The following is a 24,543-nucleotide window of genomic DNA, read 5'->3' as shown; positions in this document are numbered from 1 at the left end:
TATTCGTTGGATTTGTGAATTAAGGTCGCCGCCGCGGAGCAATAGACACTTTGCTTATCAATATAATAAGGAGTTTAGGATGAAAGTTGCAGTCCTCGGCGCTGCTGGTGGTATCGGTCAGGCGCTAGCATTACTGTTAAAAACCCAACTGCCTTCAGGTTCAGAACTCTCCCTGTACGACATCGCTCCAGTAACGCCTGGCGTGGCCGTTGATTTGAGCCATATCCCTACTGCTGTGAAAATCAAAGGCTTCAGCGGCGAAGACGCTACCCCTGCACTGGAAGGTGCTGATGTGGTACTGATCTCTGCGGGTGTCGCACGTAAACCGGGTATGGATCGTTCCGACCTGTTCAACGTTAACGCCGGTATCGTGAAGAACTTGGTGCAGCAGGTTGCTAAAACCTGCCCGAAAGCATGTATCGGTATTATCACCAACCCGGTGAACACGACCGTTGCTATCGCTGCAGAAGTGCTGAAAAAAGCAGGCGTATACGATAAGAACAAACTGTTTGGCGTGACTACGCTGGACATCATCCGCTCCAACACCTTTGTTGCGGAACTGAAAGGCAAGCAGCCTGGTGACGTTGAAGTCCCGGTTATTGGCGGCCACTCTGGCGTGACCATTCTCCCGCTGCTGTCACAAATCCCTGGCGTGAGCTTCACTGAGCAAGAAGCGGCTGACCTGACCAAACGTATCCAGAATGCGGGTACTGAAGTTGTGGAAGCTAAAGCCGGTGGCGGATCTGCAACCCTGTCTATGGGTCAGGCTGCAGCACGTTTCGGCCTGTCGCTGGTTCGCGCACTGAGCGGCGAAAAAGGCGTGGTTGAATGTGCTTACGTTGAAGGCGACGGCCAGTATGCTCGCTTCTTCTCTCAGCCGCTGCTGTTGGGTAAAAACGGCGTAGAAGAACGCCAGTCTATCGGCAAGCTGAGCGCATTTGAGCAGAGCTCGCTGGAAGGTATGCTGGATACGCTGAAGAAAGATATCACCCTGGGTGAAGAGTTCGTTAAATAACGCCTTTATGTAGGCCGGATGGCGGTGTTTAGCACTTTATCCGTCCTATAAATATCGCGAATTTGACGCATAAAAAAACCGGAGCTATCTCCGGTTTTTTTACATCATTTCGTTTGTGATTTAGTTTGTAGCCGGGTATTCCTGAATCGTTACCTGCAGCGTCAACTGCTTGTCATCACGCATCACGACAACAGAGATAACCGAACCAGGGCGAATCTCTGCCACCTGGTCCATGGTCTCCAGCGCAGATACCGCCGGTTTGTTATTGACCGAAATAATCAGATCGTTAACCTGAATTCCTGCCTGCGCAGCCGGACCGTCTGGAGCCACTTCGTTAACCACAATCCCCTGAATTTGATCCATCCCGCCGCCCTGGGCGTGCAGTGGCGCAATTTCGCGACCGCTGATGCCGATGTAGCCACGAATCACGCGCCCGTCACGAATCAGCTTATCCATGATTTTGGTTGCCAACTGAAACGGAATAGCAAAACCGATCCCTTCCGGGGTTTCGCCATCGTTGCTCTTATCAAATGACAGCGTGTTAATACCCATTAACTCGCCCAGCGAGTTGACCAACGCGCCGCCGGAGTTGCCGTGGTTGATGGAGGCATCCGTTTGCAGGAAGTTTTGCCGTCCAGTCGGGTTCAGGCCAATACGACCGGTGGCACTGATAATCCCCTGAGTGATGGTTTGCCCAAGGTTGTACGGGTTACCAATAGCGAGGACGACATCGCCGATGTGCGGCACGCGTTTGTTATTAATTGGAATTGTCGGCAGTCCGCCAGTCGCGTTGATTTTCAGCACCGCAAGATCGGTTAACGTATCAGAACCCACAAGCAGCGCTTCGAATACACGCCCATCCTGCAACGCGACGATGATTTGGTCGGCATCATTAATGACGTGCTTATTGGTAATGATATAGCCGCGCTGATCCATGATAACGCCTGAGCCGAGTGTGCGGATCTCAAGCTGGTTATGTGCTGTGCTGTTCATACTACGGTTATAGACGTTAACGACGGCAGGCGCTGCACGGCGAACCGCCGGGTTATAGCTGGCAGGCGTTTCATCTGCACTGTCGAACTGTGGCGCGGTAAGCGTATTTATTTTTCGCAGAGAGGGCATCGCGGCCAGCAGAATAGCGCCGACGATTAAACCAATCGCGACCGAACGTAAAAGCTTCACAAACATGATGGCGGCGTCATTAATAAAGGGAACGGCAGCAGCATATCACGAGTTTACCGGACATCACACGGGGGGCTGATGTCCGGTTGCATGCGTTAACGCAGGAGCAGGTAAATACTCTCGTTACCGCGCACTACCTGCAGAGCAATGATCGACGGTTTCGTTTCCAGCACTTTACGCATTTCGGCGATCGAATTTACACGATCGCGGTTAACGCCAATGATAACGTCATCTTTATGCAGACCGGCCTGCGCGGCTGGGCTGCTTTTTTCAACGTTATCAATTTTGATGCCTTTGGTGCCGTCTTTAAGCTGACCGTCACTGAGCGTAGCCCCTTGCAACGCAGGAGCAATCATCTCCGCGCTGGCGGACGATGATGTACTGGTATCCAGGGTTACTTCAACCTCCAGCGGTTTACCGTTACGCAGCAGGCCCAGTTTGACTTTGGTCCCTGGTTCGGTTGTCGCTATGCGTGAACGCAGTTCGGCGAAGCTGTTGAGCGGTTTGCCGTTGAGGCTGGTAATGACGTCACCAGACTTCACACCTGCTTTTGCGGAGCCAGAGTTAGGCAGAACCTCGCTGACAAACGCGCCGCGCTGCACGTCCAGTTTGAACGCTTTGGCTATATCGGCGGTCATTTCGGTGCCTTTAATTCCCAGCAGACCACGTTTGATTTCACCAAACTGCATCAGTTGCTGCGCCAGCGTGCGTGCCATATTGCTCGGGATCGCAAAACCAATACCGATGCTACCGCCGCCGGGGGCCAGAATCGCGGTGTTAATGCCAATCAGCTCACCATTGAGGTTTAGCAACGCGCCGCCGGAGTTACCCCGGTTGATGGAGGCGTCGGTCTGAATAAAGTTTTCCAGACCTTCCAGGTTCAACCCGCTGCGACCCAAAGCCGATACGATGCCGGAGGTGGCCGTTTGCCCCAAACCAAACGGGTTACCCACGGCCACCGCGAAATCACCGACGCGGAGTTTGTCGGAGTCGGCAATGGCAATTTGCGTCAGGTTGCTGGGGTGTTGAATTTGCAGCAGAGCGATATCGCTCTGGTCGTCGCTGCCGATAAGCTTAGCGTCGAACTCACGGCCATCGTTAAGCTGAACGCTGATTTTTTGCGCCTGATTGATGACGTGATTATTGGTCAGGACGTAGCCTTTGGCGGCATCAATGATGACCCCGGAACCCAGCCCTTCAAAAGGTTGTGCAGGTTGATCGGGAAGTTCATCACCAAAAAACTTTTTGAACTCTTCCGGGACTTTCTGCCCCTGAGCGGCGGTGCCTTCGACCCTTACGCTCACCACGGCAGGTAACACTTTCTCCAACATCGGGGCTAGGCTGGGGAGCGCAGCCTGACCGGGAACCTGGCCGGGAATCGACGCTGCGGCTGGGAATGGCGCCGAGAGAGTTAACCCGACACTTAACGCTAATGCACTCAACAGCTGGGTGTGTTTTTTCATGGATCCTGCTCTCGTACCTTGAGTAAACGGAAGATGATTCAAAACAGTTTGATGTTATTGAATTTTCGGTTTGGTCACAATGAGGCTAACGACTAAATAATAGCTGGGACAGGAAGAGAAGCGGAGGGCGCAATTGCTGCGCCCAATAAATTTCTTAATGATGTGCAGTTAGTCGCGCTTTGCGCCACTACGCAGCAGGCCAGATGCGCCTTCAGAATAGTCACGCGGCATCTGAACCGGCGCCTGATCGTTACCCGCTTCGGACTCTGCCAGACGATTACGGAACGGATTATTTTCCGGTGACATACCCGGCAGCAGGTTGCTGGAGCTTTTCGCCATATGCTGGTAGATCTGACGATAATCGTCCGCCATGTTATCCAGCAGTTCAGCGCTGCGGGCAAAGTGGCTCACCAGCTCTTCGCGGTACTCTTCCAGCTCAGCTTTATTTTTTTCCAGTTCGTACTGCAATGCCTGCTGTTGGCGTAATTTACGATTACCAAAACGCATGGCTACAGCACCAATAATGATACCGACGACTAACCCAATTAGCGCATATTCCCAGGTCATGAACATCTCCCGTTGTCTTGTGTTTCCGTAGGGTGTTGGCTTTAGGCTCCATGCCTGCGCCTGATTATGCCACTATAACCGCTAATCCCGTAGAAGTGGAATCCCGTGTTTATATCACGTAATGTAGAACGGCCTTTTTTTCGTCAACCGTGAGCGACGGCACATCGATTCTCAAGGAATAACAATAACATCATGCAAAGCCTTTCCCCGACATCGCGTTACCAGCAAGCCCTCAAAGACGGCAGTCATCAGCCCGACAACGTACAACAAGAAGCAGTGAATCGACTGGAAACAATTTTCCAGGCGCTTTCGACGCCAGCACGTCCTGCGCCGCAGGAGAGCGGACTGATGGCGCGTTTTGGCAAATTGCTGGGAAAGCGTGAGTTACCGACCAACGCGCCAGTGCGTGGTCTGTATATGTGGGGCGGAGTCGGGCGCGGAAAAACGTGGCTGATGGATCTGTTCTTCCATAGCCTGCCGGGCGGGCGTAAACAGCGTTTGCACTTTCACCGTTTTATGCTGCGCGTCCATGAAGAGCTTACGGCCCTTCAGGGGCAGAGCGATCCGCTGGAAATCATTGCCGACCGCTTTAAGGCTGAAACTGACGTGCTGTGCTTTGACGAATTTTTTGTTTCTGACATCACCGACGCCATGCTGCTCGGCGGCCTGATGAAGGCGCTGTTTGCCCGTGGTATTACGCTGGTGGCAACCTCCAATATTCCGCCTGATGAGCTGTATCGCAACGGTTTGCAACGCACGCGTTTTCTTCCTGCCATTGATGCCATCAAACAGCATTGTGACATCATGAATGTCGATGCTGGCGTCGATTATCGTCTGCGCACCTTAACGCAGGCGCATTTGTGGTTGTCACCACTGAATGAGGAAACCCGCCAGCAGATGGACAAGCTCTGGCTGGCATTAGCGGGAACGAAAAGTGAACATGCGCCGACGCTGGAGATCAATCATCGTCCGATGCAGACGCTGGCCGTCGAAAACCAAACGCTGGCGGTGTCGTTCACCACGCTCTGTGTCGATGCGCGTAGTCAGCATGACTACATTGCGCTATCGCGTCTTTTTCATACGGTGCTGTTGTCTGATGTGCCGGTCATGACGACGCTGATGGAGAGCGAAGCGCGGCGTTTTATCGCACTGGTGGATGAGTTCTACGAACGCCACGTTAAGCTGGTGGTCAGTGCGGCCTCACCACTTTATGAAATTTATCAGGGCGAGCGTCTGAAGTTTGAATTTCAGCGTTGTTTGTCGCGTTTGCAGGAGATGCAAAGCGAAGAGTATCTGAAGCGGGAACATTTAGCCGGTTAAACCTGCTGCAAATCACATAAAGGGGTCGATCTTTGACCCTGACTTCTCTATAATCTTGCGACCCCACGTTACGAGAGAGTTTTTTTCCCAAAACTTTCTATGCGCCGGCATAGGCTATTCGAAGGGGTAGGTTTGCTGGACAATGTCGTGTGAACCTCAACTGACAAAACGTTTGGGTGTTCACCAACGTGTAACTTATTTATTTGGGTAAGCTTTTAATGAAAACTTTTACAGCTAAACCAGAAACCGTAAAACGCGACTGGTATGTTGTTGACGCGACCGGTAAAACTCTGGGCCGTCTGGCTTCCGAACTGGCTCTGCGCCTGCGCGGTAAGCACAAAGCGGAATATACTCCGCACGTAGATACCGGTGATTACATCATCGTTCTGAACGCTGACAAAGTTGCTGTAACTGGCAACAAGCGTACTGACAAAGTGTACTATCACCACACCGGTCACATCGGCGGTATCAAACAAGCGACCTTTGAAGAGATGATTGCTCGCCGTCCTGAGCGTGTGCTTGAAATCGCGGTTAAAGGCATGCTGCCAAAAGGCCCGCTGGGTCGTGCTATGTTCCGTAAACTGAAAGTTTACGCTGGCAACGAGCACAACCACGCGGCACAGCAACCGCAAGTTCTTGACATCTAATCGGGATTATAGGCAATGGCTGAAAATCAATACTACGGCACTGGTCGCCGCAAAAGTTCCGCAGCTCGCGTTTTCATCAAACCGGGCAGTGGTAAAATCGTAATCAACCAACGTTCTCTGGAACAGTACTTCGGTCGTGAAACTGCCCGCATGGTAGTTCGTCAGCCGCTGGAACTGGTCGACATGGTTGAGAAACTGGATCTGTACATCACTGTTAAAGGTGGTGGTATCTCTGGTCAGGCTGGTGCGATCCGTCACGGTATCACCCGCGCTCTGATGGAGTACGACGAATCCCTGCGTGGCGAACTGCGTAAAGCTGGCTTCGTTACCCGTGATGCTCGTCAGGTTGAACGTAAGAAAGTCGGTCTGCGTAAAGCACGTCGTCGTCCTCAGTTCTCCAAACGTTAATTGTACTCTGCTTCGGCAGACAACAATTTGCGAAAAAACCCGCTTCGGCGGGTTTTTTTATCGTTACTGCTCTCCGTATAACCACGGTAATCCGCTGATTGCCACCTCTTTTTCCCCATTTCAAGAATCGACTCACCACAAAGGTCACAAAATCTGGTAAACTATCATCCAATTTTCTGCCCAAATGTCCGGTATCGTTCATTTTTTGTTTGTATTTTGAACAGTAATGGCTTTCCCGAATATGGGTGACATCACTTCTGGCTGGCCACTTAGTGGCTGGTAGCAGTAAAAATTCTGAATATACCTGGAGGTTTTCATGGCTGTCGCTGCCAACAAACGTTCGGTAATGACGCTGTTTTCTGGTCCTACTGACATCTATAGCCATCAGGTCCGCATTGTGCTGGCTGAGAAAGGTGTTAGTTTCGAGATTGAGCATGTGGAGAAGGACAATCCACCGCAGGATCTGATCGACCTCAACCCGAATCAGAGCGTACCGACACTGGTGGATCGTGAGCTGACCCTGTGGGAATCTCGCATCATTATGGAATACCTGGATGAGCGCTTCCCGCATCCGCCGCTGATGCCGGTTTACCCGGTTGCGCGTGGTGAAAGCCGCCTGTACATGCAGCGTATTGAAAAAGACTGGTACACGCTGATGAACGTCATCGTGAACGGTTCTGCTTCTGAAGCCGAAGTCGCGCGTAAGCGTCTGCGCGAAGAACTGCTGGCAATTGCACCAGTATTTGGCCAGAAACCTTACTTCCTGAGCGACGAGTTCAGCCTGGTAGACTGCTACCTGGCGCCGCTGCTGTGGCGTTTACCGCAACTGGGCATTGAATTCAACGGTGCAGGTTCGAAAGAACTGAAAGGGTACATGACTCGCGTCTTTGAACGTGATTCTTTCCTGGCTTCTCTGACTGAGCCTGAACGTGAAATGCGTCTGGGCCGGGGTTAACCTGTATGGATTTGCCACAGCTAACACCACGCCGTCCGTATCTGCTGCGCGCATTCTATGAGTGGTTGTTAGACAACCAGCTTACGCCGCACCTGGTGGTGGATGTGACGCTTCAGGACGTGCAGGTTCCTATGGAATATGCGCGTGATGGGCAAATTGTTCTGAATATCGCACCGCGTGCGGTGGGTAACCTGGAACTGGCTAACGATGAAGTGCGCTTTAACGCGCGCTTCGGTGGTGTGCCGCGTCAGGTTTCTGTACCGCTGGCGGCAGTTCTGGCAATTTATGCTCGTGAAAATGGCGCCGGTACTATGTTTGAGCCGGAAGCCGCCTACGACGAAGATGTCGCCAGCTTAAATGATGACGACAACGACGCACCTGGTTTTGAGAGTGAAACGGTCATGTCGGTCATTGATGGCGATAAGCCTGACAATGGCGACGACAACGATCCGGATGACACTCCGCCGCCGCCTCGCGGTGGGCGTCCAGCGCTACGCGTAGTGAAATAAAAAACAGGCCCTTTGGGGCCTGTTCTGTTTTCTGCCTTCGGGATCAGTAAAACAGCGTGATGGTGACTATCATATTGACCACAAATCCCACTGCCATCGGGATGGCCGTACGTTTTACCACTTCAAAGGGCGATACGCCCGCAATACCTGATGTCACCACAATGACCGCTGTAATGGGGGATACCGCCCGGGCCAGCGTAGTAGCAAAATGCATCGGCATAATCATCACTACCGCAGGAATATGTAGTCCGGCGGCAATATCTGGAATCAGGCTGGCAAAAGACATAAACGGCGCGTTACCTGACCCCATGACAATCGCACAGGCGGCAATGACCACGGCCATGATGATCATCACGCCGATACCGCCAAGGCCGGAATGCTCTGCACCTTTTATTACGGCGTCGACAGTCCCGATAGTCGTCAACCCTTTCGCAAAGATCTCACCGGCGACCACCAGCGTGACAACGTTGGCAAACTGGGTTCCCATGCCGTCAAAGAAGGCCTGCACATCATCCATCGTTTCGCGCAGATTATGTTTATGCAGGAACTCGACAAACATCGTCAGCGTCATGCTCATCAGCATGACCACCACCAGATTCAGCTCTGTTTTCATTAACCCCATATGTGCCAGGGCAAGCGAGCCCAACATCAGAAGCAGCGGCATGACGGGTAGAATGGCGTAATAGAGAGGTGGCACGTTTTCCAGCGTCTTTTGTTCAGCGAATCCGTTGCTTTCCGGGAATGCTTTTTTATCAAACTGCCGCTGAACGAAAAAATGTGCAATAGCGACGGCGACGATAACGCACGATGCGACGGGTAACTGATAGTGAAAGAAGTAGGTAGCGATTTTCATGCCCGCCACCTGCGCGGCAAAAATAGAGTTGGTTTCCAGAATGCCCCATTCAATTGACATTGAAGTGGCAATGACCGCCACCGCGGATAAACGGCTCACGCCAAGACTGACCAGCGTCGGGAACAGCGTCACCATCAGCAGCATGCCTAACCCGGAAGCGCTGGTGATGAACTGCGCCATGATCTGACCAATCACATAGGTGGCGGCAAGAACAACATAGGGTGAGCGGATTAGCTTAAGCGGGCGGCTTAACAGGCTAACCATCGCTCTGCTGGCCCCCATCCTGTCCATATAACGGGCATAACCACCTACCGCCATGATTGATAACCCTAGTCCGGCCGCCCGATTGGAAAGCATACGCAGAATTTCGTTGTAAATATCGACCAGTAGATAGCCGCTGCTCTTGTCGTTAGCGACCAGCGCGCCGTAGCCTAGCCAGACGCCGCAGATCATCAGGAAGATCCCCGCGGCTGCCAGCACTACCTGCGGTTTGTAGTTTTTGAGGATCAGGTAACCCATCGTTAATAAAACGATGACAGAGATAATGATGCCGAACATTGTTTCACTCCATGCCAGAGAAGAAGATAAATCCGGTAATAACGCTGTTGTCCAAACGGATGTTATATTTTTTCGGGCGATTTTTATGGAGTGAATATCTTATTTTTAATTCGATGTTTAAATTATTTATCTTTATAAAATAGATGGTTATGATAATTTATCACGTTCATGTTCATAAATTTCACGAAGCGAATATGATTGTTTTCAATTAAAGATAAGCTGAATGTTTTAGCGTAACAAAATATCCGGATGGGTTAGACCGCCAATAAGCCCGACAGTCTGATTGACCATCATTTCACCCTGCTTTCGATCCTGTGTTAGGATAAACCCGCTGTTATTTGTCACCACGACTTAGCTGAATGGGCCCTATGAACGCATTTGATTCGCAAGCTGAAGACTCTCCATCCACCATTGGCCGTAGCTTACGCAACCGCCCGCTGGCGCGTAAAAAGCTGTCTGAAATGGTTGAAGAAGAACTGGAGCAGATGATTCGTCGTCGGGAATTTGGCGAGGGCGAACAGTTGCCGTCTGAGCGGGAGCTGATGGCCTTCTTTAACGTGGGCCGTCCTTCTGTACGAGAAGCGCTGGCAGCGTTAAAACGCAAAGGTCTGGTGCAAATCAACAATGGCGAGCGCGCCCGCGTTTCGCGTCCTTCAGCTGATACCATTATCAGCGAGCTGTCCGGTATGGCGAAAGATTTCCTCGCGCATCCCGGCGGCATTGCCCACTTCGAACAGCTGCGACTGTTCTTTGAATCCAGCCTGGTACGATACGCCGCAGAACATGCGACGGATGAGCAAATCGACAGACTGGCGAAAGCACTGGAGATCAACAGCCAGTCGCTCGATGACAATACGCTGTTCATTCGCTCGGACGTTGATTTTCACCGCATACTGGCGGAGATCCCGGGCAATCCCATCTTTATGGCTATCCATGTTGCGCTGTTAGACTGGCTGATTGCCGCCCGTCCGACCGTGGCCGACCAAGAGTTGTATGAGCACAATAACGTGAGTTATCAGCAGCATATCGCTATTGTGGACGCGATTCGTCAGCGCGACCCTGAGGAAGCTGACCGCGCACTGCAAGAACATCTCAACAGCGTTTCCGCTACCTGGCACGCCTTCAGCAAAAGTAAAAAATTGCGTAAGTAATCGCGATCCTGACGATCGTTTAGTGAGGCAGATCGCACTATAAGCGTTCTGTATTGTATTGCTGCTTATTTGATCTGGTATAACAGGTATAAAGGTATGCAGTCAGACAACACTAATCATCATCAGAGGTAGCTATGGCAAGAGATTTAAAAGGCGTAATGCCAGCGTTGTTAACCCCATTCGATAGCCAACAGCGACTGGACATTGAGAGCCTGCGCCGCCTGGTGCGTTTCAACATTGGGCAAGGGATCGACGGGCTCTATGTCGGTGGGTCTACGGGTGAGGCATTTGTCCAAAACCGCGCTGAGAGAGAGCAGGTACTGGAAATTGTTGCCGAAGAAGCGAAAGGCAAGGTGACGCTGATCGCTCACGTTGGCACAGTGAGTACCGAAGAGAGCCAACAGCTGGCGAGTGCCGCGCATCGCTACGGCTTTGATGCGGTTTCAGCCGTCACACCGTTTTACTATCCGTTCAGCTTTGAAGAGCACTGCGATCACTATCGCGCAATTATTGATTCCGCTGATGGCTTGCCGATGGTGGTCTATAACATCCCGGCGCTGAGCGGCGTAAAACTGACGCTGGATCAGATCAACACGCTGGTGACGTTGCCGGGCGTTGGCGCGCTGAAGCAAACCTCAGGCGATCTCTATCAGATGGAACAGATCCGCCGCGCTCACCCCGATCTGGTGCTTTATAACGGTTATGACGAGATCTTCGCTTCTGGTCTGCTGGCGGGCGCAGATGGCGGTATCGGTAGCACTTACAACATTATGGGATGGCGTTATCAGGGAATTGTGAAAGCGCTCAAAGAAGGCGACATCCGGACGGCGCAAAAGCTGCAAACCGAGTGCAATAAGGTTATCGATCTGCTCATTAAGGTTGGCGTGTTCCGCGGCCTGAAGACGGTATTGCACTATATGGACGTGGTTTCTGTTCCGCTGTGCCGTAAACCATTTGCCCCGGTAGATGAACAATATCTGCCGGAACTGAAAGCGCTGGCCCAGCAATTAATGCTGGAACGCGACTGATCGGACGCCGGATAGCACAATACTTATCCGGCCTGCAAAAACAAGACTCGTAGGCCGGATAAGGCAAATCCGCCATCCGGCACCACAACGAAAATAAAGATCGTCGGGAGAGTAAAATGAGTACTTCTACCCAGAGCATCCCGTGGTATCGCCATCTCAATCGGGCACAATGGCGGGCATTTTCTGCCGCCTGGCTGGGATATTTGCTTGATGGTTTTGATTTTGTATTAATCGCCCTTGTGCTGACGGAAGTACAAGGCGAATTCGGACTGACGACGGTGCAGGCGGCCAGTCTGATCTCGGCCGCTTTTATCTCCCGCTGGTTTGGCGGGTTAATGCTGGGCGCGATGGGCGACCGTTATGGACGCCGCCTGGCGATGGTCACCAGTATCATTCTGTTCTCTGTGGGGACGCTGGCCTGCGGCTTCGCGCCGGGCTACACCACCATGTTTATCGCCCGCCTGGTTATCGGTATGGGGATGGCTGGTGAGTACGGCTCCAGCGCAACTTATGTTATTGAAAGCTGGCCCAGGCACCTGCGAAACAAAGCCAGCGGCTTCCTGATTTCCGGCTTCTCTGTAGGCGCAGTGATCGCCGCGCAGGTCTACAGCCTGGTGGTCCCGGTCTGGGGATGGCGCGCGCTGTTCTTCATCGGCATTTTGCCGATTATCTTCGCCCTCTGGCTGCGTAAAAATATTCCGGAAGCGGAAGACTGGAAAGAGAAACACGAAGGCAAAGCGCCGGTACGCACGATGGTGGACATTCTCTACCGGGGCGAACATCGGGTTATCAATATTGTGATGACTCTCGCCGCCGCAACCGCGCTGTGGTTCTGCTTTGCAGGCAACCTGCAAAATGCGGCTATCGTGGCGGTCCTTGGCCTGATATGCGCGTTTATCTTCATTAGTTTTATGGTGCAAAGCAGCGGGAAACGCTGGCCGACGGGCGTCATGCTGATGGTGGTTGTGCTGTTTGCCTTCCTTTACTCATGGCCGATTCAGGCGCTGCTGCCAACCTATCTGAAAACCGAATTGCTGTATGACCCTTCCACTGTCGCCAGGGTGCTCTTCTTTAGCGGCTTTGGCGCGGCGGTCGGTTGTTGCGTCGGTGGTTTTCTTGGCGACTGGCTGGGCACGCGTAAGGCCTATGTCTGCAGTCTGCTGGCTTCGCAGTTGCTGATTATTCCAGTGTTCGCGATTGGCGGCTCAAATGTCTGGGTACTGGGTTTACTGCTGTTTTTCCAGCAAATGCTCGGTCAGGGGATCTCCGGGATCTTACCAAAACTAATTGGCGGCTATTTCGATACCGACCAGCGTGCGGCGGGTCTGGGCTTCACCTACAACGTGGGTGCACTGGGCGGGGCGCTGGCACCGATCATCGGTGCGCTGATTGCCCAACGACTGGATCTGGGCACCGCGTTGGGATCGCTCTCTTTCGGCCTGACATTTGTGGTGATCCTGCTGATTGGTCTCGATATGCCGTCTCGCGTACAGCGCTGGCTGCGGCCTGAAGCATTGCGTACGCATGATGCCATTGATGGCAAACCGTTTAGCGGGGCCGTGCCGTTCGGCGGCGACAAAAGCACCATGGTGAAATCCAAAAGTTAATCCGTTTGCCCGGTCCTGCGCCGGGCAATAGTCATAAGGGAATAAGCATGTCGTTACTTGAACAACTGGATATCAAGATTGCCGCGAACGGCGGGCTGATTGTCTCCTGCCAGCCTGTTCCTGACAGCCCGTTAGATAAACCGGAAATTGTTGCGGCGATGGCGCTGGCCGCAGAACAGGCTGGCGCGGTGGCGTTACGCATTGAAGGGGTGGAAAACCTGAAAGCGACCAGGACGGTAGTTTCGGTGCCGATTATCGGCATTCTCAAACGTGACCTTGATGACTCTCCGGTCCGCATCACCGCATATCTGGAGGATGTTGATGCGTTAGCGCAGGCAGGCGCTGACATCATCGCCATCGACGGTACCGATCGCGTACGTCCGGTACCTGTAGAAACCTTACTGGCGCGTATTCACCATCACCAACGCCTTGCGATGGCTGACTGTTCGTCCATGGCGGATGGCATGGCCTGCCAGAAACTCGGTGCCGAAATCATTGGCACTACCCTTTCTGGTTATACCACGCCAGAAACGCCCGAAGAGCCGGATCTGGCTCTGGTGAAGTCTTTAAGTGACGCGGGTTGTCGGGTGATTGCTGAAGGACGTTACAACACGCCAGCGCAGGCCGCTGAGGCGATGCGTCATGGCGCTTGGGCGGTGACAGTCGGCTCAGCCATTACCCGGCTGGAGCACATTTGCCTGTGGTACAACACAGCGCTTAAAAAGGCGGTGCTATGACCACGCTGTCGATTGATATTGGCGGCACCAAACTGGCTGTCGCACTGGTAGACAGCAGCCTGCAAATTCAAGAGCGTCATGAATTGCCGACGCCCGCCAGCAAAACACCGGATGCTCTGCGTGCCGCGTTACAAGCACTGGTTGCACCGCTACAGGTGCAGGCAACGCGGGTGGCGATCGCCTCAACGGGGATTATTCGCGACGGTTCTCTACTGGCGCTGAACCCGCACAACCTCGGCGGGCTGCTGCATTTTCCTCTGGTGCAAACGCTAAAAGATCTCACCGCTTTGCCGACGCTGGCAGTCAATGACGCGCAGGCCGCGGCGTGGGCTGAGTATCATGCGCTTGGCGGCGAGTACCGCGATATGGTGTTTATCACCGTCTCCACCGGCGTAGGCGGCGGGGTGGTAAGTGATGGGAAGCTGATGACCGGGATTGGCGGTCTGGCCGGGCATCTGGGACATACGCTGGCTGATCCGCATGGGCCGGTGTGCGGTTGCGGGCGTGTGGGTTGTGTCGAGGCGATCGCTTCCGGTCGGGGGATCGCGGCGGCTGCCGAAGGCGCGCTTGCTGGATGCGACGCCAAAACCATTTTTAGCCGCGCCGGGCAGGGTGATGAGCAGGCCAGTCGGTTGATCCATCGTTCGGCACGTACTTTGGCAAGGCTTGTCGCCGATGTGAAGGCCACGATCGATTGCCAGATTGTGGTGATTGGCGGCAGCGTGGGGCTGGCAGAAGGGTATCTGTCGCTGGTGGAGAACTATCTGGCACAAGAGCCTTCGGCTTACCACGTAGAATTACGGGCGGCGCATTACCGTCATGACGCTGGATTACTGGGGGCCGCGCTGTTGGCCCAGGGAGATTGATTATGATGTCAGATGAGTTGCGTTCATTGCCTTCTGCCGGATTACATCCGGTTTTGCAGCAGGCGTTAACGCTGGCTGTTGCGGCGAATCCGCAGGAGAAAACGCCAGGGCGCTACGAGTTGCAGGGCGATAATATTTTTATGAATGTTATGCAATTTGCAACGCAGAGCCCAGAGCAAAAGAAAGCGGAACTGCACAGGGAATACATTGATATTCAGGTGCTGTTATCCGGTGAAGAACGCATTCTGTTCGGGATGACTGATTCTGCTCGTCAGTGCGAAGAGATGCACGTTGAGGATGATTATCAGCTGTGTAGTCAGATTGCCGATGAGCAGGCGATGGTACTGAAGCCGGGAAGATTTGTGATTTTTATGCCGGGCGAGCCGCATAAGCCGGGCTGCGTGGTACAGGCTCCGATGGACATCAAAAAGGTGGTGATCAAGGTGCGCGCCAGTTTATTACACACCTGACGATGAGAGTGACGGTGTCGGATGGCAAGGCTTGCGCCATCCGACACCGGATATTACAACCTAGCGCTTAAACGTCACCGCTTCCGGCTGCGTCAGATGCAGCGTCGTTTGGCTCGGCACAGTCTCGGCAATGATTCGCCCGTGACGAATGGAATAACGTGCAGGCGTCTGGCGACGAACCGCGTCAAACCCATTCTCTGCCGGTAAAATCACCAGGTTCGCGGATTTCCCCACGCTCAGACCGTAGTCCTGCAGGTGCAGGGTTTTCGCGCTGTGGGTGGTGATCAGATTCAGGCCATCGTTAATTTGTCCGTATCCCATTAGCTGGCACACATGTAACCCCATATGCAGTACTTGCAGCATATTCGCGGTGCCCAGCGGATACCACGGATCGAAGACGTCATCATGGCCGAAGCAGACGTTGATCTCTGCCTCCAGCATCTCTTTGACGCGTGTGACGCCGCGGCGTTTAGGATACGTGTCAAAGCGCCCTTGCAGGTGAATATTCACCAGAGGATTCGCGACAAAGTTAATGCCGGACATTTTCAACAGGCGGAAAAGACGGGAAGCATACGCGCCGTTATAGGAGTGCATTGCCGTAGTATGGCTGGCGGTCACGCGCTCGCCCATATTGTCGCGATGGGCCAGCGCCGCGACGGTTTCAACAAAGCGTGATTGCTCATCGTCAATTTCGTCACAGTGCACGTCGATAAGTCTGTCGTATTTTTGCGCGAGGGCGAAAATTTTGTGCAACGACTCCACGCCATATTCACGCGTAAATTCAAAGTGGGGGATCGCACCAATGACGTCGGCACCCAAACACACGGCTTCCTCTAATAACGCTTCACCGTTGGGATAAGAAAGAATGCCCTCTTGCGGGAACGCGACAATCTGTAGCTCTACCCACGGAGCGACTTCTTGCTTCACCTCCAGCATGGCTTTCAGCGCCGTCAGCGTTGGGTCGGAAACGTCAACGTGAGTGCGGACATACTGGATGCCGTTGGCCATCTGCCACTTAAGAGTCTGCATGGCGCGCGCTTTGACGTCATCGTGAGTGAGCATTGCCTTACGTTCGGCCCAGCGCTCAATGCCTTCAAATAACGTCCCAGACTGGTTCCAGCTCGGCTCCCCCGCGGTTTGCGTGGTATCCAGGTGGATATGTGGCTCTACGAACGGTGGGATTGCCAGGCCACCTTCGGCATCAAGCACTTCACCCTGTGGCAACGTAGCGGCGTCCTGAGCCTCAATTCGGCTGAAGCGTCCGTTTTCAACCGTGAGCTGCCACAATCCTTCGCGTCCCTGTAAACGCGCCTGACGAATGGTGATGTTATTATTCTGCATGGCTGACCTCTGGTGATTTAGCAAGGCTGCGATTGAAAAGTGGGTTCAGCAGGATATAGCTGAATACGCCGCCGAGTACGGCGTTGACGGGTACAATACCGGGAATATAGTGACCGGCGGCAATGCCCAGTGCAACGGACAGGATAGCTATCCAGTTTACGGAAATAAATTGTGCTTTGCTGAAGTCGGCATATCGGCGATGGTTCAGCAGATAGTCGGCGATAATCACTCCACCAATTGGAGGAATCGCTGCCGACAAAAATGTCAGCCAACCGACAAAGTTATTGTAAAGCCACAGTGCGCACAGTGTGCCGATAATACCGTTAGCCACCGACAACGAACGGCTGGAAAGGCCGGTAATATTGGCAAATCCCAAACCTGAAGCGTAGAGCGCATTGTCGTTGGTGGTCCAGATATTCAGGCCGAGCACCACAATCGCGGGCAGCAGCAGGCCCTGAGCAATCATCACGTCAGAGATGTCCGCCTGTCCAACAGCGGCGGCACCCGCAGCGCCGAAGATAAACATCAACGAGTTGCCAAGGAAAAATGCCACCATAGCAATCAGTACCGCACCTTTGGCGTTGCGGCCAAAGCGGACAAAGTCGGCGGTTAACGTGCCTGCGCTGATAAATGAGCCGACCACCAGCGCCAGTGCGGTGGAGAAATTCAGCGGTGTCTGCGGCACTATCGCTTTTAAATGGTCTAAACCGCCGACATCGCTCACCGCCAGCCAGACGGAGTAGCTGCCAAGAACGACGATGGCAGGTACGGCGATGATAGATAAAACGGTCAGCGCCGAGATGCCAAAAAAGATAGTCAGGGTCATCAACAGACCGGAAACCGCAATCAGAACATTGACGTCAATCCCCGTCGCTTTGCCAACCGGGATAGCAAACATGGCCACACCAACGCCAAACCAGCCTACCTGTGTACCGCCTAAGAGCAGTGAGGGAAGCCATGAACCTTTCAAACCAAATGAGTAACGTGCCAGAAGGTGGGTTGAGAGCCCTGTTTTTGCGCCGATAAAACCGAGAAATGCAGTGTAAATACCGAGGAGAAGATTACCGAAGAGAACTGCAAGGAAGAAATCATTATAGGAAAGACCGGTACCGAGTGTGCCACCGGTCCACATACTGGCGGAAAAAAATGTGAGTCCCAACATGACAAACGTTAGTGGAATCACGCCCTTCCGCGCCGCCAGAGGGACGGGGCCCTGGCTATAATTGTTGTCCTGCGACACAACGCCTCCATGAATTTTGCCCAAAAAATCCGCCGCATAGTATACAGTTCTCAGAATAAAGCAAACGTTTCCGTATGTTTTTTTAGTTCTCTTTCACGGTGTTGATAGAGGGGAGGGGGCAGGGGGTATTGCGAGGAATCTGGCATCTCATCAGCGTTTGAAGATGAGATGCCAGAAGATGCTTACTTACACTTCCAGGTAGTTCAGGATACCGTCTGCCGCTTTACGACCTTCGGCAATCGCGGTGACTACAAGATCTGAACCGCGCACGATGTCACCACCAGCGAAGATTTTTGGGTTGCTGGTCTGGAAGGCGTTATCGCTGCGTTCCGGAGCAATAATACGGCCCTGAGAATCCAGCTCGACGCTGTGCTCTTTCAGCCACTCCATACTGTGCGGGCGGAAGCCAAACGCCAGTACCACCGCATCAGCTGGAACAACGTGCTCGGAACCGGCGACGATCTCCGCGCGGCGACGCCCCTTCGCATCCGGTTCGCCCATTTCGGTGCGCGCCATTTTCACGCCGCACACTTTACCGTTGGCATTCACTTCCACGCCTAAAGGCTGGACGTTGAACTGGAACTCGACGCCTTCTTCACGCGCGTTTTTCACCTCGCGTTTGGAACCCGGCATGTTCTCTTCGTCGCGGCGATAGGCGCAGATCACGTGTGCCGCGTTCTGGCGAACTGAGGTCCGCACGCAGTCCATCGCGGTATCGCCACCGCCGAGAACAACGACGCGTTTGCCTTCCATGCTGATGTACGGCTCGTCACTGCTTTCGCCAAATCCCATCAACTGTTTGGTATTGGCGATCAGGAACGGCAGGGCATCAAATACGCCGGAAGCGTCTTCGTTTTCCAGCCCACCGCGCATCGACTGATAGGTACCTACGCCAAGGAACACGGCATCGTAATCCTTCAGCAGATCGTTGAGCTGCACGTCGCGGCCCACTTCCACGTTTAGTTTGAACTCAATACCCATACCAGTGAAGATTTCACGGCGACGGGTCATGACCTCTTTCTCCAGCTTGAATGCCGGGATCCCGAAGGTCAGCAGACCGCCGATTTCCGGGTGGCGGTCAAATACCACCGCCTTCACGCCGTTGCGGGTCAGCACATCAGCACAGGCCAGGCCCGCCGGACCTGCACCGATGATCGCCACGCGCTTGTCCGTCTGGCGAACGCCAGTCATATCCGGACGCCAGCCCATCTCGAACGCTTTATCGTTGATATAGCGCTCGATGTTGCCGATAGTCACCGCACCGAACTCATCGTTTAGCGTGCAGGATCCTTCACAAAGACGATCCTGCGGGCACACTCGACCACACACTTCCGGCAGAGTGTTAGTCTGGTGCGACAGTTCTGCCGCTTCAAAAATACGTCCCTCATTCGCCAGCTTAAGCCAGTTCGGGATGTAGTTATGTACCGGGCACTTCCACTCGCAGTACGGGTTGCCGCAGGAAAGACAGCGATCTGCCTGTGCTTTGGCCTGGCCTTCGGAAAACGGCTCGTAGATCTCGATAAATTCGATCTTACGGATCTTCAGCGGTTTCTTCGGTGGATCAACGCGCTGCAGGTCGATAAATTGGTATACGTTCTGACTCATTGCTGCTACCCCTTACTGCGCCTGCACACGCAGCTCTGCTGCGCTACGACTACGGTGACCCAACAGTGCTTTCACATCACTGGATTTCGGTTTTACCAGCGCGAATTTCGCCGAGAATGCTGGCCAGTTCGCCAGGATCTCTTCGCCGTGTGAAGAACCGGTATGTTGTACGTGCTCGGTAATCAGACCGCGCAGGTGTTCCTCATGAATAGCCAGCGAGTCCACGCTCAGTACTTCTACCAGTTCCGGGTTCACGCGTTTGCGGAATTCACCGTCTTCGTCGAGCACGTAGGCGAATCCGCCGGTCATGCCCGCACCGAAGTTGACGCCGGTTTTGCCGAGAATACACACGATGCCGCCGGTCATATATTCACAGCCGTTGTCGCCAATACCTTCAACCACGGTAATAGCGCCGGAGTTACGCACCGCAAAACGCTCACCCGCACGACCCGCAGCAAACAGGCGGCCACCGGTAGCACCATACAGGCAGGTGTTACCAATGATGCTCGCCTCATGGCTACGGAAAGCAGAGCCAACCGGAGGACGCACTGCCAGCAGGCCGCCCGCCATGCCTTTACCGACATAGTCGTTGGCATCGCCGGTCAGATACAGCTCCACGCCGCCCGCGTTCCACACGCCGAAGCTCTGGCCTGCGGTACCGCTGAAGTGCGCTTTAATCGGGTCAGATGCCAGCCCCTGATCGCCATGCGTCTGAGCGATATAGCCCGACAGCGATGCGCCGACGGAACGGTCGGTGTTGCGGATATCGAACCAGAAGGTTTTGCTCTGGCGCTCGTCGACAAACGGTTTCGCCTGCTGTAACAGCTGGGCGTTCAGCACGCCGTTATCAAACGGCGGATTGTTTTCAGTGCAATGCAGCGCTTTACCTGGATGCGGTTCAGCGGTTTCCAGCAGACGAGACAGCTCCAGCTTCTGCTGCTTGGCGGTAAACCCTTCCAGCTCTTTGAGCAGGTCGGTACGACCAATCAGATCCACCAGACGTTTCACGCCCAGTTGCGCCATCAGCTCGCGGGTTTCGCGGGCGATAAATTCAAAGTAGTTAGTCACTTTGAACGGCAGGCCGTGATAGTGGTTCTTACGCAGTTTGTCATCCTGAGTTGCCACGCCGGTTGCGCAGTTGTTCAGATGGCAAATACGCAGATATTTACAGCCCAGCGCAACCATGGGGCCGGTGCCGAAACCGAAGCTTTCTGCACCCAAAATTGCCGCTTTAATGATATCGACGCCGGTTTTCAGACCGCCATCGACCTGCAGACGGATCTTGTGACGCAGACCGTTAGCCACCAGCGCCTGCTGGGTTTCCACCAGCCCCAGCTCCCACGGGCAGCCCGCATATTTCACTGAGGAGAGCGGACTTGCACCGGTACCGCCATCGTAGCCGGCAATGGTAATCAGATCCGCATAGGCTTTCGCCACGCCGGTCGCAATAGTGCCGACGCCTGGTTCGGAAACCAGTTTCACCGAGATCATCGCTTTCGGGTTGACCTGTTTCAGGTCGAAAATCAGCTGCGCTAAGTCCTCGATAGAGTAGATATCGTGGTGCGGCGGTGGGGAGATCAGCGTCACGCCCGGCACCGAATAACGCAGTTTGGCGATGTACGGGGTGACTTTATCACCCGGTAACTGACCGCCTTCGCCCGGCTTCGCGCCTTGAGCGACTTTAATCTGAATGACATCAGCATTGACCAGGTACGCTGGGGTTACGCCAAAGCGACCGGAAGCCACCTGCTTAATGCGCGACACCTTGTTAGTGCCGTAGCGTGCCGGATCTTCGCCGCCTTCACCGGAGTTCGAGTTACCGCCGATGCTGTTCATGGCTTCGGCCAGCGCCTCGTGTGCTTCCGGACTTAATGCCCCGATAGACATCGCTGCGGTATCAAAGCGTTTAAACAGTTCGGTTGCGGGTTCTACTTCGCTAATGCTTACGGCTTCATCGCCAGGTGTAATCGCCAGCAGATCGCGCAGCGTGGCCGCCGGACGCTCATTGACCAGCTTTGCATATTCCTGATAGTCGCTGTACTCGCCGCTTTGTACTGCCTGTTGCAGCGTGCGCACCACATCCGGGTTGTAGGCGTGGTATTCGCCGCCGTGAACGTACTTCAGTAAACCGCCCTGGCTGATAGGCTTACGCGCCAGCCAGGCATGTTTGGAGAGGTTCAGCAGATCCTGCTGGAAGTCGGTAAAACCCGCGCCGCTGATGCGACTGACCACGCCCTGGAAGCATAAAGCCACAACATCATCGTGCAGACCAACGGCTTCAAACAGCTTCGAGCAGCGGTAAGAGGCGATGGTCGAGATGCCCATTTTGGACATGATTTTGTACAGACCCTTGTTGATGCCGTTACGGTAGTTCAGCATCACTGTCCGGTAATCTTTGGCAATCGCTTGAGTGTCGATCAGACGTCCCAGCGTTTCATACGCCAGATACGGATAAATGGCCGTCGCGCCAAAACCGAGCAGAACGGCAAAATGGTGCGGGTCACGGGCGCTGGCGGTTTCAACGATGATGTTGGCATCGCAACGCAGGCTTTGTTCTACCAGACGTGTTTGTACTGCGCCAACGGCCATCGGTGCCGGAACCGGCAAGCGGTTTTTTGCGATATTACGGTCAGAGAGCACCAGCAGCACCGTGCCGTTACGCACCATCTGTTCAGCCTTATCGCACAATGCTTTGACGGTCTCTTCGAGCGTGGTTTCAGTCACGTCGAAGGTGATATCCAGTCGGTCAGCGCGATAATGCTCCTCTTTCATGGTGGTGAGCTGGGTGAAATCGGAGTACAGCAGGATCGGCGACTTAAAGCTCAGACGGTGCGCCTGACCTTCGGCTTCGCAGAAGACGTTCATCTCACGACCGATGCTGGTGGCCAGCGACATGACGTGCGCTTCACGCAGCGGGTCGATCGGCGGGTTGGTGACCTGGGCAAACTGCTGGCGGAAGTAGTCATAAATGATGCGCGGCTGGCTGGAGAGCACGGCAAACGGGGTATCATCACCCATTGAACCGACCGCTTCCTGACCATTTTCACCGAGCACGCGGATAACGGAATCCAGCTCTTCAGCGCTGTAGTTAAACTGTTTCTGGTAGCTGGCGAGGGTGTCATCGTCCAGTTCACGGCTGCCGACCTGATCGTCAGCTAGGTCTTCGAAAGGCACCAGACGGCGGACGTTCTTCTCCATCCACTCTTTGTAGGGGTGGCGGCTTTTCAGATCGTCATCGGTTTCAGCCGAATGCAGAATGCGCCCGCTACGGGTATCGATAACCATCAACTCCCCAGGGCCGACGCGACCTTTCTCAACCACTTCATCCGGCTGATAATCCCAGATCCCGACTTCAGAAGCGCAGGTAATCAGCTTGTCTTTGGTGATGACGTAGCGCGCCGGACGCAGGCCGTTGCGGTCAAGGTTACAGGCGGCAAAGCGACCGTCGGACATAACGATACCCGCCGGACCATCCCACGGCTCCATGTGCATGGAGTTAAAGTCGAAGAACGCGCGCAGCTCCGGATCCATATCCGGGTTGTTCTGCCAGGCCGGCGGCACCAGTAAACGCATGGCGCGGATGATATCCATCCCGCCCGCCAGCAGCAGTTCCAGCATGTTATCCATCGAGCTGGAGTCGGAGCCGGTTTCGTTAACGAACGGTGCGGCGTCGTGCAGATCAGGGATCAGCGGCGTCTGGAATTTATAGGTACGAGCGCGCGCCCACTGGCGGTTGCCGGTGATGGTGTTGATTTCACCATTGTGCGCCAGGTAGCGAAACGGTTGCGCCAGCGGCCAGCGTGGTACGGTGTTGGTGGAGAAGCGCTGGTGGAACAGGCAGATGGCCGATTCCAGACGCAGGTCCGCCAGGTCCAGGTAAAAGCGCGGCAGATCCGCCGGCATACACAGACCTTTATAGATATTGACCAGGTTCGACAAGCTACAGACGTAGAAGTCTTTATCTTCCTGGAGGCGTTTTTCGATACGACGGCGCGCGATGAACAGGCGACGCTCCATATCACGCGGACGCCAGCCCGCAGGGGCATTAACAAAAATTTGCTCGATACGAGGCAGGGAGGAGAGCGCAATTTCACCGAGAACACCTTCGTTAGTCGGCACGTCGCGCCAGCCGACAATCGACAGGGTCTCCTGCTGTAATTCTTCTTCTACAATGCGACGAGAAGCCGCTGCCAGCTCAGCGTCTTCATTTAAAAAGATCATGCCGACGGCGTAGTTTTTGGCTAAACGCCAGCCGCGCTCTTGCGCTACGATGCGAAAAAAGCGGTCAGGTTTTTGTAACAGCAGGCCGCAACCATCGCCGGTTTTTCCATCGGCAAGAATTGCGCCACGGTGCTGCATGCGGGCCAGTGCGTGTATGGCGGTACGCACTACCTTGTGGCTAGGTTCGCCTTCTATGTGGGCGATCAGGCCGAAACCACAGTTATCCCTCTCAAGGGATTTATCGTACAACATATCAGTGAACCTCCCCAGGCTCTGCGGGATTCCCATCTGGACCGTTGCGCACGGGCACACCAAGAGCATGGCGACGGGGTTTGCGTGTCATACGCTTACCTCGCATTCGCCCTCTTTATCCTTTTCGCACAGGTCAAACAAGTTTGAGGACTTGCTTCAGAGGGAATCTCAATTACTGCATAAATATGATGAGCAGACTGCTCATCCAGAAAGCTTCCAGCGGATTTCCAAGTTATCGGGAATCCACACACAGGTCAAATGGCAATCTTATTTATGCAAAAATGTGCTATTGGGCAATTAACTTTATGAAAATATTGAAATAAAAGGGTTTTACACATTGATATAACCTGAGGAGGATGCCCTGGGAAGTGTGATCTGTCTCACTGTAAGAGAGGCCGGATATCTCTCGTCCTCCCTTTGTTTATCGATATACTTGGCATTTTATGCTGGTTTTTAGAGTTTTGGCGTCTTAAAGATACTGTTTTTACGCTGAGAGTATAAGAAGATAAAAAAAACAGCTGGATATAAGGAAAAGTAATTATATTTTG

20 protein-coding genes are annotated in these 24,543 nt (G+C 53.8%); 12 read left to right on the top strand and 8 right to left on the bottom strand.

Annotated features, from left to right (window positions below; all coding sequences use genetic code 11):
* Positions 1-79: 79 nt before the first annotated feature.
* Positions 80-1,015 carry a malate dehydrogenase gene (gene mdh, locus WC7_RS04580; RefSeq protein WP_008785953.1) on the top strand — a complete coding sequence of 312 codons (936 nt, stop codon included), beginning with the start codon at positions 80-82 and terminating at the stop codon, positions 1,013-1,015.
* 120 nt (positions 1,016-1,135) lie between these two features.
* Here the strand turns inward: mdh and degS are convergent, their stop codons facing one another.
* The 3 genes from degS to zapG form a co-directional block, all read right to left on the bottom strand.
* The gene (gene degS / locus WC7_RS04585; RefSeq protein WP_003025154.1) at positions 1,136-2,203 is read right to left on the bottom strand and encodes an outer membrane-stress sensor serine endopeptidase DegS; all 1,068 of its coding nucleotides are present in this window, start codon (positions 2,201-2,203) and stop codon (positions 1,136-1,138) included.
* An 89-nt stretch (positions 2,204-2,292) separates the two neighbouring features.
* A complete protein-coding gene (gene degQ / locus WC7_RS04590; RefSeq protein ID WP_016154708.1) occupies positions 2,293-3,660 on the bottom strand; it encodes a serine endoprotease DegQ in 1,368 nt (455 codons plus the stop codon).
* Between the two features lie 168 nt (positions 3,661-3,828).
* A complete protein-coding gene (gene zapG, locus WC7_RS04595) occupies positions 3,829-4,227 on the bottom strand; it encodes a Z-ring associated protein ZapG (RefSeq protein WP_003025147.1) in 399 nt (132 codons plus the stop codon).
* A 192-nt stretch (positions 4,228-4,419) separates the two neighbouring features.
* On the opposite strand from zapG, the gene zapE reads away from it, so the two are divergent.
* The 5 genes from zapE (at position 4,420) to sspB (ending at position 8,066) form a co-directional block, all read left to right on the top strand.
* A complete protein-coding gene (zapE, locus tag WC7_RS04600) occupies positions 4,420-5,547 on the top strand; it encodes a cell division protein ZapE (RefSeq protein ID WP_016154707.1) in 1,128 nt (375 codons plus the stop codon).
* Between the two features lie 218 nt (positions 5,548-5,765).
* Positions 5,766-6,194, top strand: a complete 429-nt coding sequence (gene rplM, locus WC7_RS04605) for a 50S ribosomal protein L13 (protein ID WP_003025141.1) — start codon at positions 5,766-5,768, stop codon at positions 6,192-6,194.
* 15 nt (positions 6,195-6,209) lie between these two features.
* The gene (gene rpsI / locus WC7_RS04610; RefSeq protein WP_003025138.1) at positions 6,210-6,602 is read left to right on the top strand and encodes a 30S ribosomal protein S9; all 393 of its coding nucleotides are present in this window, start codon (positions 6,210-6,212) and stop codon (positions 6,600-6,602) included.
* 316 nt (positions 6,603-6,918) lie between these two features.
* On the top strand, positions 6,919-7,557 hold the full coding sequence (sspA, locus tag WC7_RS04615; RefSeq protein ID WP_003025132.1) for a stringent starvation protein SspA: 639 nt from the start codon (positions 6,919-6,921) through the stop codon (positions 7,555-7,557).
* Between the two features lie 5 nt (positions 7,558-7,562).
* Positions 7,563-8,066 (top strand): ClpXP protease specificity-enhancing factor, encoded by a 504-nt coding sequence (sspB, locus tag WC7_RS04620; RefSeq protein ID WP_016154706.1) that lies wholly within the window; start codon positions 7,563-7,565, stop codon positions 8,064-8,066.
* 43 nt (positions 8,067-8,109) lie between these two features.
* Here the strand turns inward: sspB and dcuC are convergent, their stop codons facing one another.
* Positions 8,110-9,477 carry an anaerobic C4-dicarboxylate transporter DcuC gene (dcuC, locus tag WC7_RS04625; protein ID WP_016154705.1) on the bottom strand — a complete coding sequence of 456 codons (1,368 nt, stop codon included), beginning with the start codon at positions 9,475-9,477 and terminating at the stop codon, positions 8,110-8,112.
* 359 nt (positions 9,478-9,836) lie between these two features.
* Between dcuC and nanR the strand changes: the two genes are divergently transcribed.
* The 6 genes from nanR to nanQ all read left to right on the top strand — a co-directional run bounded on the left by nanR (position 9,837) and on the right by nanQ (position 15,336).
* On the top strand, positions 9,837-10,628 hold the full coding sequence (gene nanR / locus WC7_RS04630) for a transcriptional regulator NanR (RefSeq protein WP_016154704.1): 792 nt from the start codon (positions 9,837-9,839) through the stop codon (positions 10,626-10,628).
* A gap of 134 nt (positions 10,629-10,762) precedes the next feature.
* Positions 10,763-11,656 (top strand): N-acetylneuraminate lyase, encoded by an 894-nt coding sequence (gene nanA, locus WC7_RS04635; protein ID WP_016154703.1) that lies wholly within the window; start codon positions 10,763-10,765, stop codon positions 11,654-11,656.
* 116 nt (positions 11,657-11,772) lie between these two features.
* Positions 11,773-13,263 carry a sialic acid transporter NanT gene (gene nanT, locus WC7_RS04640; RefSeq protein ID WP_016154702.1) on the top strand — a complete coding sequence of 497 codons (1,491 nt, stop codon included), beginning with the start codon at positions 11,773-11,775 and terminating at the stop codon, positions 13,261-13,263.
* Between the two features lie 47 nt (positions 13,264-13,310).
* On the top strand, positions 13,311-14,000 hold the full coding sequence (locus WC7_RS04645) for an N-acetylmannosamine-6-phosphate 2-epimerase (protein ID WP_016154701.1): 690 nt from the start codon (positions 13,311-13,313) through the stop codon (positions 13,998-14,000).
* Complete coding sequence (gene nanK / locus WC7_RS04650) at positions 13,997-14,866, top strand: N-acetylmannosamine kinase (RefSeq protein WP_016154700.1); 870 nt, start codon at positions 13,997-13,999, stop codon at positions 14,864-14,866. The genes WC7_RS04645 and nanK overlap by 4 nt, the downstream gene beginning before the upstream one ends.
* A gap of 2 nt (positions 14,867-14,868) precedes the next feature.
* On the top strand, positions 14,869-15,336 hold the full coding sequence (gene nanQ / locus WC7_RS04655; RefSeq protein WP_016154699.1) for an N-acetylneuraminate anomerase: 468 nt from the start codon (positions 14,869-14,871) through the stop codon (positions 15,334-15,336).
* 60 nt (positions 15,337-15,396) lie between these two features.
* Here the strand turns inward: nanQ and WC7_RS04660 are convergent, their stop codons facing one another.
* The 4 genes from WC7_RS04660 to gltB form a co-directional block, all read right to left on the bottom strand.
* The gene (locus WC7_RS04660; protein ID WP_016154698.1) at positions 15,397-16,677 is read right to left on the bottom strand and encodes a cytosine deaminase; all 1,281 of its coding nucleotides are present in this window, start codon (positions 16,675-16,677) and stop codon (positions 15,397-15,399) included.
* Complete coding sequence (gene codB, locus WC7_RS04665; RefSeq protein WP_016154697.1) at positions 16,667-17,917, bottom strand: cytosine permease; 1,251 nt, start codon at positions 17,915-17,917, stop codon at positions 16,667-16,669. Before codB ends, WC7_RS04660 begins: the two co-directional genes overlap by 11 nt.
* Before the next feature lie 186 nt (positions 17,918-18,103).
* On the bottom strand, positions 18,104-19,522 hold the full coding sequence (locus WC7_RS04670; protein ID WP_016154696.1) for a glutamate synthase small subunit: 1,419 nt from the start codon (positions 19,520-19,522) through the stop codon (positions 18,104-18,106).
* Positions 19,523-19,534: 12 nt separating this feature from the next.
* Complete coding sequence (gene gltB / locus WC7_RS04675) at positions 19,535-23,995, bottom strand: glutamate synthase large subunit (RefSeq protein ID WP_016154695.1); 4,461 nt, start codon at positions 23,993-23,995, stop codon at positions 19,535-19,537.
* Between the last annotated feature and the right edge of the window lie 548 nt (positions 23,996-24,543).

Source organism: Citrobacter sp. KTE151 (assembly GCF_000398845.1).
GTDB classification, from domain to species: Bacteria; Pseudomonadota; Gammaproteobacteria; order Enterobacterales; family Enterobacteriaceae; genus Citrobacter; species Citrobacter braakii.
Note: the sequence above shows the minus strand (reverse complement) of the source record. Positions and strands in the feature narration are given on the sequence as shown.

What these genes read in the sequence shown, in the direction of transcription:
- nanT (WP_016154702.1), top strand. Translation starts at nt 11,773, where the DNA reads ATGAGTACTTCTACCCAGAGCATCCCGTGGTATCGCCATCTCAATCGG.
- nanR (WP_016154704.1), top strand. Translation starts at nt 9,837, where the DNA reads ATGGGCCCTATGAACGCATTTGATTCGCAAGCTGAAGACTCTCCATCC.
- zapE (WP_016154707.1), top strand. Translation starts at nt 4,420, where the DNA reads ATGCAAAGCCTTTCCCCGACATCGCGTTACCAGCAAGCCCTCAAAGAC.
- rplM (WP_003025141.1), top strand. Translation starts at nt 5,766, where the DNA reads ATGAAAACTTTTACAGCTAAACCAGAAACCGTAAAACGCGACTGGTAT.
- sspA (WP_003025132.1), top strand. Translation starts at nt 6,919, where the DNA reads ATGGCTGTCGCTGCCAACAAACGTTCGGTAATGACGCTGTTTTCTGGT.
- dcuC (WP_016154705.1), bottom strand. Translation starts at nt 9,477, where the DNA reads ATGTTCGGCATCATTATCTCTGTCATCGTTTTATTAACGATGGGTTAC.
- degQ (WP_016154708.1), bottom strand. Translation starts at nt 3,660, where the DNA reads ATGAAAAAACACACCCAGCTGTTGAGTGCATTAGCGTTAAGTGTCGGG.
- degS (WP_003025154.1), bottom strand. Translation starts at nt 2,203, where the DNA reads ATGTTTGTGAAGCTTTTACGTTCGGTCGCGATTGGTTTAATCGTCGGC.
- rpsI (WP_003025138.1), top strand. Translation starts at nt 6,210, where the DNA reads ATGGCTGAAAATCAATACTACGGCACTGGTCGCCGCAAAAGTTCCGCA.
- nanA (WP_016154703.1), top strand. Translation starts at nt 10,763, where the DNA reads ATGGCAAGAGATTTAAAAGGCGTAATGCCAGCGTTGTTAACCCCATTC.
- nanQ (WP_016154699.1), top strand. Translation starts at nt 14,869, where the DNA reads ATGATGTCAGATGAGTTGCGTTCATTGCCTTCTGCCGGATTACATCCG.
- WC7_RS04645 (WP_016154701.1), top strand. Translation starts at nt 13,311, where the DNA reads ATGTCGTTACTTGAACAACTGGATATCAAGATTGCCGCGAACGGCGGG.
- nanK (WP_016154700.1), top strand. Translation starts at nt 13,997, where the DNA reads ATGACCACGCTGTCGATTGATATTGGCGGCACCAAACTGGCTGTCGCA.
- WC7_RS04670 (WP_016154696.1), bottom strand. Translation starts at nt 19,522, where the DNA reads ATGAGTCAGAACGTATACCAATTTATCGACCTGCAGCGCGTTGATCCA.
- zapG (WP_003025147.1), bottom strand. Translation starts at nt 4,227, where the DNA reads ATGACCTGGGAATATGCGCTAATTGGGTTAGTCGTCGGTATCATTATT.
- gltB (WP_016154695.1), bottom strand. Translation starts at nt 23,995, where the DNA reads ATGTTGTACGATAAATCCCTTGAGAGGGATAACTGTGGTTTCGGCCTG.
- sspB (WP_016154706.1), top strand. Translation starts at nt 7,563, where the DNA reads ATGGATTTGCCACAGCTAACACCACGCCGTCCGTATCTGCTGCGCGCA.
- WC7_RS04660 (WP_016154698.1), bottom strand. Translation starts at nt 16,677, where the DNA reads ATGCAGAATAATAACATCACCATTCGTCAGGCGCGTTTACAGGGACGC.
- mdh (WP_008785953.1), top strand. Translation starts at nt 80, where the DNA reads ATGAAAGTTGCAGTCCTCGGCGCTGCTGGTGGTATCGGTCAGGCGCTA.